Below are 10,025 nucleotides of genomic sequence, written 5' to 3' on the forward strand. Positions count from 1 at the left end.
CTATGGTTGATCTCAGATGCGCCGCGTTTTGCTGTACTGGGTTCTTTTGAATCGCCTCCAGGACTTATTTTTGCGATGTGGCTCGTGGAGAGGAGTGAGCACGTGCACCCCAAATAATTAAAAGAATCTTGGACTTGTTCTATTTGCCGTGTGTAACTTGCCCGATTCCTGTATTTATCCAATCCTGAGATTCTCGCAGCCTTGAAACGATGGTTTCGAAGTCATCTGGAACGCCAAAAAACATTCTTCCCTCAATTGCATCGGAGTGATCGGCTGCAATCTGATTGAGCCGCTCGCCTTCGGGGACAAGAATCAACCGGCCGTCCAGTACTTCCTCAAAGCTCACGCCTCTCTGTGCCCACCGTTGGCCCTTCATTGCGACTACATCTTTCATTGCAACAGTTTCATCAAGAGGGTTAGCAAAATCCTCTTGTTGAAGGAGACAGTCCACGTCGTACCAGTGTCTAGCCAGGCGATGTGGATCTGGGTCTCTTTCCTGAGTCGAAAATTGGTGCAGTGCAGTTAGCTTTTCCCAAAGAACATACCCTGGGTGATATGCGGCAACCGTTGCTTGAGGAAATGCGATAGCTTGAAGTTCTTCCAATTCTGCTAGGTAGCATCCGACCTCATGGCTTACCGTTGGTCGGCCCCGGTTGCGGCCACCAAATTCCAGCAGTATGTAGTCAAGTTGGTAATTGCTGTCGTAGCTGCTTAGTCTCGGAAAATGGACGTTGACCTTCTCCCCCTCTGAGCCAGGTTCCAGCTCTGCTCGCAGACCATCAATTTCATATTGAGCCAGCCTTTCGTTGAGGCGATCAATCAGGTCGGTAGACCACTCTGTCAGAAGCTTTGTCTGCCGCTTACGAAATTTCTTCTTCTGGCTGTTGTTTTCAGTGGATTGCTCCCACGCTGCTATTTCATCAGCTTCGCCAGCAAGATCACTCCAGTGTATCGAGAGATCGATGTCTTCCGAGAAGCGTTCAATGGCTCTCCAGCACTTGCTCAGGGCGGTACCACCTTTGAAGGCGGTTGAGTGAGTGCCAAGCAGGTTCTCGTTGTAGAGTAGGCGAAGGACCTCCGCCACCCAGATATCCTTCTCAAGGAAATTCTGGGCCAGACCAGCGGGATGCTTTTGGGTGCCAAGGTTCAGGATGGCTTTCAGCTCGTCATGCTTTTTTGGATCGCGATAAAGATCGAAAATGTCCGTCAAGCCATCATTTCCTCTTCAAACTGCTCTAATTTGACATGCCATCCTTCAGGGAGATGTGTCGCTTTGAGCTTTTTGATTGCCATAAGACTCTCCGCTTCGGAAAGCTTTAGCCTGGAAAGTGCCTTTTTCAATTCGCTGAGTTTAACGGAATTGGCTGGGGTGACGGTGAAGCTTCGCAGCAACTCACCTTCCGGGCGTGATTTCCATCGCAGCTTTGACTCTGCGACATGCCGCACCTCGACGACTTCATTGCCTATCGAAAACGTTCTGCTGGCACCGTTACTCCAAAACACCGTTTTGACAGGGGCCTGTGTTTGGAGGCCGAGCCGATAAGCGGACTCAACGCCTTGCCTCACCAGCGTGTAACCATGCTGCTGTGCCCATTTTTTAGCGATCTGTTCTGCACTAGCCGTGATCTTGATAGATGGCATGCTGGCCAGGGGCTTTGGGCGAACATACATACCTTTGGCCACGCGCTCGACCACGCCTTCTTGAGCGAGCCTGCTTAATGTTTTTTGCACAGACGCACTGGAGCCCAGCTCATGGAACTGACTAATGGAAAACGGGACGCCCCGCCTCATGTGCCGCAATCGACGGGTTATTTTTTCTGATGTAGACATGACTTAACCTGACATAACGATAACACAGTGAATTTAGTCTAGCCCCTTAATGACAAGGAATGCAAGCGCATTAGTGTCAGGACCGTGTAGGTTATTATAGCGAAAATAGAAAGGCTGGAGCTGAGTTAGGGTTTTTCTCAATGTTCACTTTCCGTTCTATTTCAACCGGGTAATTTCGCCTGCTAGGCCCTCGGTTGGGTCGGTGGAATAGCTTTTAAAATAGCTGATCCCCGACTAAATGGGTTAAACACCTGATACGGAGGGCTCTTTCTGCTACTTTTACCCGCAATACTCGGTCTGAAACCGGCTGGCAGCATGACGGCATTCTCCGTCAGTCGCTGGTTGTTAAGCCCATGCCCTTTCGCGAGGGCCAGAGGCAGGACGGAACCACTAAATTCGTAGCGAGCATCCCATGAGCACCAACATCGAGCAGATCAAATCCCTGCTGCTGTCTTTGTTACCAAAAGATGGCTCTACTGTCGGAAACCTCAGTCTCAAAGAGCAGTTGCGTACTCAGCATCAGTTGAAAATCTCTGATGAGGAATTTGATGCAGCTAGACAGAGCCTGTTGACGGAGGGGGTCGTCGGCAAGGGGCGTGGTCGTGGAGGTGCAACGTATCTTAACCAGCCAAACGCCGCTGAGCAGCCAGCTCCTGCTGGATTTGAGTTGCAGGCGCAGGTAGCTCCGTCCCAGGAAGATCTGACCTTTGGCGAGAAGCAGAAACCTGCTCGGCCTCAAACTAATCGTCAACCCGGTAAGAAAAGAGGCGAGCACAATCAGGTGCTGTCTTACCGGTACGACGAAAAGAGAAAGAATAATCCACACGTGGGGATGGTCGATACTCACTCCGACGGTGTCGAGCAGAAAACAACCTGGCAATATGACCCTCACCTCTCTCCAGAATTGCAGTTTGACCCAGCTAGATCGCGCGTTGAAGACCTGATTGAAGATGCCCTGCAGGCCAGAGAGGTGGAAGCAAAACAGGCCAAAGATGATCTGCTGTCTTGGTTGGACCATGCCTTGGCTGCGGATAACGAGCAGGCTGTTCGGGAGGTTGTATCCAACCTAAGAAAGAGGGTGGCTGACAAAGAATTTCTGGACCGCGAGCGGGATGATCTTGCTGAGCTCAAACGGATGCAGGCACCGTATCTGAACTGGACCGGCAAGGCGGAGCGGACCAGTTTCGAAGTGGATACTGTATCGCTACATGTGCACGAGCGTATCGACCCGGCGACCATTCTTGCCGCTGTTCAGAAGCGGGTTAAAGATTCAAAAGGGAAATCCTCACCAGCTCTGCAGCCAGACTTATTTCACGCTCCGTTTGAGAACCTGCCGCTACGGGATGCTATCGATTTTTATAAGCATGAGCGGGACTGGGCTAACCGTATGATCGCCGGTGATTCTCTGTTAGTGATGAATTCTCTTCTGCAAAAGGAAAGTATGGCTGGTCAGGTGCAGATGATCTATGTCGATCCTCCCTATGGGATTAAGTATGGCTCAAACTTCCAGCCTTTTGTTCATAAAAAAGACGTAGCGGATCGTAAGGATGAAGATCTTACACAAGAGCCCGAGATGATAAAAGCATTTAGAGATACGTGGGAGTTAGGTGTTCATTCTTATCTCAGTTATTTGCGTGACAGATTATTATTGTCAAGAGAGCTTTTGGCTGAATCTGGAAGTATTTTTGTTCAGATTTCTGATGAAAATCTACATCATGTCCGGGAATTATTGGATGAAGTTTTTGGGGAGAAAAACTTCGTTGCGCAAATAGCTTATGTGACGACAAGCTCTCAAGGAAGCGGGTTGATTCCAGTCGTTAATGATTATGTTGTATGGTATTCAAAGAATATTAGTGAGGCCAAATATCGCGCCCTGTATGAGGTGAAGGAATTTGGCTCTACGGGCAGCTCTGGCTACTCGTATATTGAGACAGATAATGGGAAGAAATCAAGAATCTCAAAGTGCTCGGATAAAGAGCTTGAAGAAGGAAAAGCGTTTGCAGCTAGTGATCTTACGTCCTCCCATTACAGTATATCTGAGCCCATTAGTTTTCAAGAAAGTATTTTTTCTTCTAATGCAAGGTACTGGTCTACGTCTACACAGGGGATGTATCGCCTTTCCAAGGCTGGGAGAATTCTAGAGTCAGGTAACAATATAAGATATAAACGGTATTTTGATGATTTTTGTGCATTTCCTCGAACTAACGTTTGGACTGATACAGGAGTCGCGGGATTTACGAGTTCTAGAAAAATGTATGTGGTTCAAACTAACGAGAAAGTAATAGAAAGATGCGTTTTAATGACAACAGATCCCGGAGATCTAGTTTTCGATCCCACATGCGGATCAGGTACAACTGCGTATGTTTCAGAAAAGCTAGGCAGGCGCTGGGTTACCTGTGACACTTCTCGTATTTCGATTACGCTTGCAAAACAGAGGTTAATGACCTCTGGCTTTGATTATTTTGAATTGAAATATCCTAACGAGGGCTTAAAAGGTGGATTTATATATAAATCCGTTCCCAGAATTACTTTAAAGTCGATAGCCAATAACCCTGAAATAACCGATATTTATGATGAGTACCATCCTGATATAGTCGAAGCCCTGGAAGGTCTGAACTCTAAACTCCATGACGCTGATGAAAGCTTGCCGTGGTTTGAAGTGCTAGAAGGAGCTCGAAAAGGGATCGCGCTTGACTTTTCGCCAGGTAACGATAATCAAGATACTCTCCCAACTGGAGAAGAGTTACCGAACAATAGCCTACTTGAATGGGAGGTGCCGCTGGAGCTCCCGCAAGAATGGATTCCGGAAGAAGAGAGATTGTTTGATGAGCGGAACCAGCAGGGGCAAAGCCGAGATTTGTCTGGCATTGAGTATTGGTTCGACAAGTTTCATGAGGCACGTATGGCGATGCAACGTCGTATGGATGCAAGCATTGCAAACCACGCGGGGCAGGAAGTGCTTTATGACCAGCCAGAGGTTAGCCGCGACAAAGTTCGCATTACTGGTCCGTTCACTGTAGAGGCTGTGCCATTCGCCACGGTACTTGGTCTGGATGAGGCTGAGCAGCCTAAGGAGGCCGATGTAGCGGTCGCCCGTTCCGGAGCAACCTCACGCCAGGGACAATGGCAAGAAGAGTTATTGAAAGCAGGTATTCGCGGAAAAGGCGGGCAGCAAATCAAGCTTCAGGATCTCGAGACACTTCCGGGTGCTCATTACATTCACGCTGTTGGCACCGTAGCGGAAAGTGGCGACCGTGTGGCAGTCAGCTTTGGCCCGGAACACGCTGCACTTGAGCAACGCCAGGTTGAGATTGCTATGAGGGAAGCTGGTGATCTATTTCCGCTCCCCAAAATGCTCGTTTTCTGCGCTTTCAACTTCGATCCTGAGGCAGCAAAGGATATCGACAACATAAAGGGTGTCCAGGCACTGAAAGTGCACATGAACACGGATTTGCTCACCGAAGATCTCAAAAAAGGACGGGCCAGCAATCAGTCATTCTGGCTGATGGGGCAGCCCGACGTTGAGGTACATGAGCTGAAGGGTGGAAAGCTCCAGGTCGAGGTGCACGGATTCGACTATTTCGATACCAAGACAGGAGAGCTGAAATCTGGCGGCAAGAAAAACATCGCCATGTGGCAGCTTGATACCGATTACGATAACCGATCACTGTACGCCCGCCAGGTATTCTTCCCCATGGCAGGCAAGAAAGACGGATGGTACCGACTGAAGAAGGATATCCGAGCTGAGCTCAATGAAGATCTCATGGATAAATTCCATGGCACCAAGTCAATTCCATTCGAGCCCGGCGATAATCGCTGCATCGCGGTTAAGATAGTGGACGACCGAGGCATCGAATCACTAAAAGTCATCAGGCTGAACTGAGGAGGGATGCATGGCTGATAAACCGAACTCCCTAGTAATCAATTCGCCTTATGATAAGCCAGATCAGTTCTGGTCACAGGATGATAATGGGCGTGTTGCCGGTGTAGTGAGTGGCCGTAGACCTGCCGCCTATGAGCTCTATGATTCCCGGAATAATACGCGTCGAGTTGAGGAGCTGGAGACAGTTAACCGAATCCGTCAGCGTGTCGATGCGTGGCGCGAAGCTGGCTGGCCAGGGGTGACAAGCGTTTCTCGCGAGTTACTCAACCACTGGTACTCAAGAGGCGAGTGGGATTCTGACTCAAAACGTTGGAATGGTGGCCCACGACCTTTTCCGTTTTACTTTTGCCAACTTGAAGCCATTGAATCTCTGATCTGGTGGCTGGAAGCTCCAGAGGATTATCGCCAAGGTATTTTTCTGCAAGGTGATGGGGGGCCATGGGAGCGCATCTGTAACAAAATGGCGACAGGCTCCGGTAAAACGTCGTTGATGGCTTTGATCATTACGTGGCAAACCCTTAACGCCGTCACCTACCCGAAGGATAAACGTTATTCAAAGGCTGTTTTTGTGGTGGCGCCAGGTCTTACGGTAAAAAGCCGATTGCAGGTGCTCAACCCTGGCAACGAGAGTAACGTTTACGATGAATTCGTGTTGTGCCCGAACGAGGCAATGCGCCAAAAGCTGAACCAGGTGGTTTTGGTCATCGAAAACTGGCACAGCCTGATGCCCCTCAAAGAGCAGGTACGCTCCGTCGTGAAGAAGGGTAAAGAGAGTGACGAGGCGTTTACCCGACGGGTGCTTGGCAAGCTGGCTTCTTACAAAGACATCTTGGTTATTAACGATGAAGCCCACCACGCATACCGCCAGAAGGCTGAGGTAAAAGTCAGCAAGAAAGAAGCGGAGGAAATGGGGATCGACCTGGAGGAGGCGACCCGTTGGATCGAGGGGCTGGATCGTATTCACAAGACCCGTCGAATTCGCCGATGCTTTGACGTAACCGCGACACCCTTTTCACCTACGGGTAAGAAAAACACAGAGAAAGGGCTGTTCGAGTGGATCATCTCTGATTTCGGCCTTAACGATGCCATTGAAGCAGGATTGGTCAAGACACCTCGAATTGTTGTTCGGGATGACGCGCTACCGGATGCGAAGACCTACGCCAGCAAGCTCTACCATCTTTACCGGGACGAGTCCGTAAAACAGGATCTTGCCCGAAAAGCCCAGCCCGCCGACCCCTTACCGGATCTGGTCCAGAAGGCCTATGCGATCCTTGCCTACGATTGGCAAGAGACGGCAAAAAGCTGGGAGGCGGAAGGTCACACAATCCCACCTGTGCTGCTTACCGTCTGCAACCGGACGGAAACTGCGTCCCGTATCGAGCATTTCTTTAACAGCGGCGACTGCCTGATTTCTGGAACTCAGAATCCGCTGGCTACCTTGCGTGTTGATTCGAGAGTTCTGGAAAAAGCCGAGCGTGGGGAAAGCCTCACCAAGGATAAAGATTACGCGGTGAGAATGGAGGAAATCATCAATGCATCCATGCTCCCCGCCGACAAGAAGGAAGAGCTGCTTTCATTGAAGCAAGAAGAGCAGCTCCGAGCTCTGGTCGATACGGTCGGCAAGCGAGGAAAACCCGGTCAGAATCTTGAGAACGTGATTTCGGTAGCCATGCTGTCCGAGGGATGGGACGCGGCCAACGTAACTCACATCATGGGCTTGAGAGCGTTTAGCAGCCAGCTTCTATGTGAACAGGTTATTGGCCGGGGGTTGCGACGGGTAGCACACGATATGGATGAGAACGGCAAGTTTATTCCTGAATATGTGAATGTATTCGGTGTTCCGCTTTCGATCTTCCAGGAAGTGGGCGAGGGTGGCGAGACACCGCCTCCTCCCAAACCCAGTGTCCGGGTAGAAGTCGAGCCTGGCAGAAACCACTTTGAAATCCGTTGGCCAAATATTGATCGGGTTCAGACCGTTCTCAAACCAGAGTTAAGAATGGATTGGGAGGCGGTTGAGCCTCTGACGCTGGACCCGGCTCAAACGCCACTGAATGCGGAAATCGCGCCTGCCCTGACCGGTATTCCTAATCTTGCACAAGCCTCTCAAATCGATCTAGAGAAGGCTGTAGAGGACTTCAGGTTGCAGCACCTGACCTTCCGTGCAGCAAAAAGCTTTTTGTCAGTAGCAGCGCTGGATTTGAAGGGGATAAGCAGTACCTGGCTGTACAGTTAATCCGTATCGTTGAACAGTTCCTGGAGTCCGAGAAGTTAGATATCCCAAGCCTATGGCACCAGGACCCGGTTCGCCGCCGACTTTTGTTCGCGCTAAATATGGATAACGTAGTCACCCACGTGAATCGGTTTGTAAGTAAACAGAATGTTGAACGCCTGGAAGCTTTGTTCGATGAGCATCAGCCAATCGGTGCGACTTCTCAGATGCGACCTTGGCTAACCACCAAGCCATGCAGGCAGGCAGAGCGTTCTCAGATCAGCCATGTTGTTTACGACAGCACCTGGGAAAAATTGGTAGCGGATGTTTGCGAAAAAGATGAATCAGTCCATTCATGGGCGAAGAACGATCACTTGGGTTTCAAGGTCCGATACCTATGGAATGGCTCCTCCCGGAACTTCATACCGGATTATCTCATTCGGTTAAAGAATGGTCAGACCTTGGTATTGGAAGTGAAGGGACAGGATTCAGAGCAGAATCGAGCCAAACGAGCAGCGATGGATGTTTGGGTTAAAGCGGTGAACGAGCAGGGGGGCTTTGGCTCTTGGTGCTTTGACACGGTGTTTGATCCGAGCTTGGTGCGGGATGTTATTGCGGTGCATTCCAAGCAGCCTGTTTCCGTTTGATATTTACTGTGCATATACACCGGTAGTAAGGCAGTACACATGGAATTGTTTCCAAAGAGTAAAGGACGACTTGTCGAGCGCCAGGATATACCGAAACAACTTTGGTGTTCTGTATCCTCGATGATTCATTTGCCTCCAATGTTGATTGCTTCATGGCGGGGCCTTCTTACAAAGCATGGGCTCCTAGAAAAGGCCAAAAAAGCTGCGCCAGAGAAGTTGATTGGTGGTCTGACCGAGAAGGAATCCAAAGACCATTTGAAGTGGCGATTCACAGGCTCATCAGCAAGGGTATCGATGCTAATGCTCGACCCAAACGGAAAGCTAGATGATGTCTCTGACGCTTTCTATCAGACGTTTGCTGGTAACCGTGTATTTATCGCGGACATCCCTGCTGGTGCCGGAGCAGCTATCCTTACGGTACTGACAACTCTTGCGGAGCTTCGCAAGCGAGAACGTATTCCGCGGAATCCACTGACAGTTGTGATTCTGGCTGGAGAGCTTCCCAGTTTTCTCGAGGTTACGCGAACTCAATGCTTCAGAATGTCAAAAAAGATTTGGCAGAGCAGGCTATCAGCATTGAACTCCACATAGTGTCGTGGGATGCCTTGGACAAATTCTCGACTTCAAACTTAGTTAGAAAAATGACCCTACATTGCCAATACGCCGCAGCCAGAATGGTCATTTTGGCTAATTTTTCTGGCTTCCTGAATTTCGGCGATAAGTGGAAGAAAGCTCAGCCACAGTTTGAGGAAATCTTTCGGCACAGTACGGATGAAATACTAAGTACGGCTATTTGGATTGAACCCGGTAAAAACGATGTTACCAGCGAATCAGGCTTTTTCGGCAAACTAACGAAGTGGTTCAAGGACAATTTCCAGGTCGTCTTCGGTAAAGGAAGGAGCTCGGAGGAAATAAGCTTTGCTTCTTCAACTAGCCAGTTCAAGCATCCGTTGAAAGACCGTGCAATTCGCTCGAACCTTACAGTTGTTCGATTCGATTTGCCGAAAGTAGGTGGCGCCGAATGAGGGCTCAGACGCTAGCGTTGCGGGCGATCAACCAGTATCGGCGAAGAGATACGCTTGCGTACTTGGGGCTGCGATACTTTTTAAATAATCGATGTGCCCGCAGAGACCGTTGGGCAAATGAGATAGCGACACATTTGGTCCGGACCCGAAGCAACGCCCCATACTTCCGTTCTCAGCATTTTAAGGAGGTTGATGACGAGGGTAAAATTCTACATAGACCAATAGATATTCCCTCGCCTACAGAGATGTACGCCGAGGCGGCTCTTATGAACCGATGCTCTGCCGATGCCGCCTTTCAAGCACGGTCTTGTGTTTACAGCTACCGTCTCCCACAGAATGGTTCGGAAGACGGTATATTTGAGCCTTATTTCAACGGGTTTCGGGAGCGACATAAATCCATCGCTGCAGCCAGTCATGGTGCGGATGTCGAC

Annotated in this window: 6 protein-coding genes; 4 read left to right on the forward strand and 2 right to left on the reverse strand. The window is 49.7% G+C overall.

Annotated elements, in window-relative coordinates; translation table 11 throughout:
* Positions 1-139 precede the first annotated feature (139 nt).
* Positions 140-1,210, reverse strand: a complete 1,071-nt coding sequence (locus BCA33_RS04520; RefSeq protein ID WP_071263755.1) for a nucleotidyl transferase AbiEii/AbiGii toxin family protein — start codon at positions 1,208-1,210, stop codon at positions 140-142.
* Positions 1,207-1,830, reverse strand: coding sequence for a DUF6088 family protein (locus BCA33_RS04525; RefSeq protein WP_071263757.1), 624 nt, complete (start codon positions 1,828-1,830; stop codon positions 1,207-1,209). The genes BCA33_RS04520 and BCA33_RS04525 overlap by 4 nt, the downstream gene beginning before the upstream one ends.
* Positions 1,831-2,242: 412 nt before the next feature.
* Between BCA33_RS04525 and BCA33_RS04530 the strand changes: the two genes are divergently transcribed.
* The 4 genes from BCA33_RS04530 to BCA33_RS04545 all read left to right on the forward strand — a co-directional run bounded on the left by BCA33_RS04530 (position 2,243) and on the right by BCA33_RS04545 (position 9,594).
* Positions 2,243-5,713, forward strand: a complete 3,471-nt coding sequence (locus tag BCA33_RS04530; protein ID WP_071263759.1) for a site-specific DNA-methyltransferase — start codon at positions 2,243-2,245, stop codon at positions 5,711-5,713.
* 10 nt (positions 5,714-5,723) lie between these two features.
* Positions 5,724-7,946, forward strand: coding sequence for a BPTD_3080 family restriction endonuclease (locus tag BCA33_RS04535; protein WP_217632610.1), 2,223 nt, complete (start codon positions 5,724-5,726; stop codon positions 7,944-7,946).
* A gap of 98 nt (positions 7,947-8,044) precedes the next feature.
* Positions 8,045-8,569: a hypothetical protein gene (locus BCA33_RS20690; RefSeq protein ID WP_217632611.1), complete on the forward strand. Its 525-nt coding sequence runs from the start codon at positions 8,045-8,047 to the stop codon at positions 8,567-8,569.
* A gap of 530 nt (positions 8,570-9,099) precedes the next feature.
* Positions 9,100-9,594, forward strand: a complete 495-nt coding sequence (locus BCA33_RS04545; protein ID WP_139172899.1) for a hypothetical protein — start codon at positions 9,100-9,102, stop codon at positions 9,592-9,594.
* Positions 9,595-10,025: the final 431 nt, after the last annotated feature.

Source organism: Marinobacter sp. AC-23 (assembly GCF_001858325.1).
Taxonomy (GTDB): Bacteria; Pseudomonadota; Gammaproteobacteria; order Pseudomonadales; family Oleiphilaceae; genus Marinobacter.

What these genes read in the sequence shown, in the direction of transcription:
- BCA33_RS20690 (WP_217632611.1), top strand. Translation starts at nt 8,045, where the DNA reads ATGGATAACGTAGTCACCCACGTGAATCGGTTTGTAAGTAAACAGAAT.
- BCA33_RS04530 (WP_071263759.1), top strand. Translation starts at nt 2,243, where the DNA reads ATGAGCACCAACATCGAGCAGATCAAATCCCTGCTGCTGTCTTTGTTA.
- BCA33_RS04535 (WP_217632610.1), top strand. Translation starts at nt 5,724, where the DNA reads ATGGCTGATAAACCGAACTCCCTAGTAATCAATTCGCCTTATGATAAG.
- BCA33_RS04545 (WP_139172899.1), top strand. Translation starts at nt 9,100, where the DNA reads ATGCTTCAGAATGTCAAAAAAGATTTGGCAGAGCAGGCTATCAGCATT.
- BCA33_RS04525 (WP_071263757.1), bottom strand. Translation starts at nt 1,830, where the DNA reads ATGTCTACATCAGAAAAAATAACCCGTCGATTGCGGCACATGAGGCGG.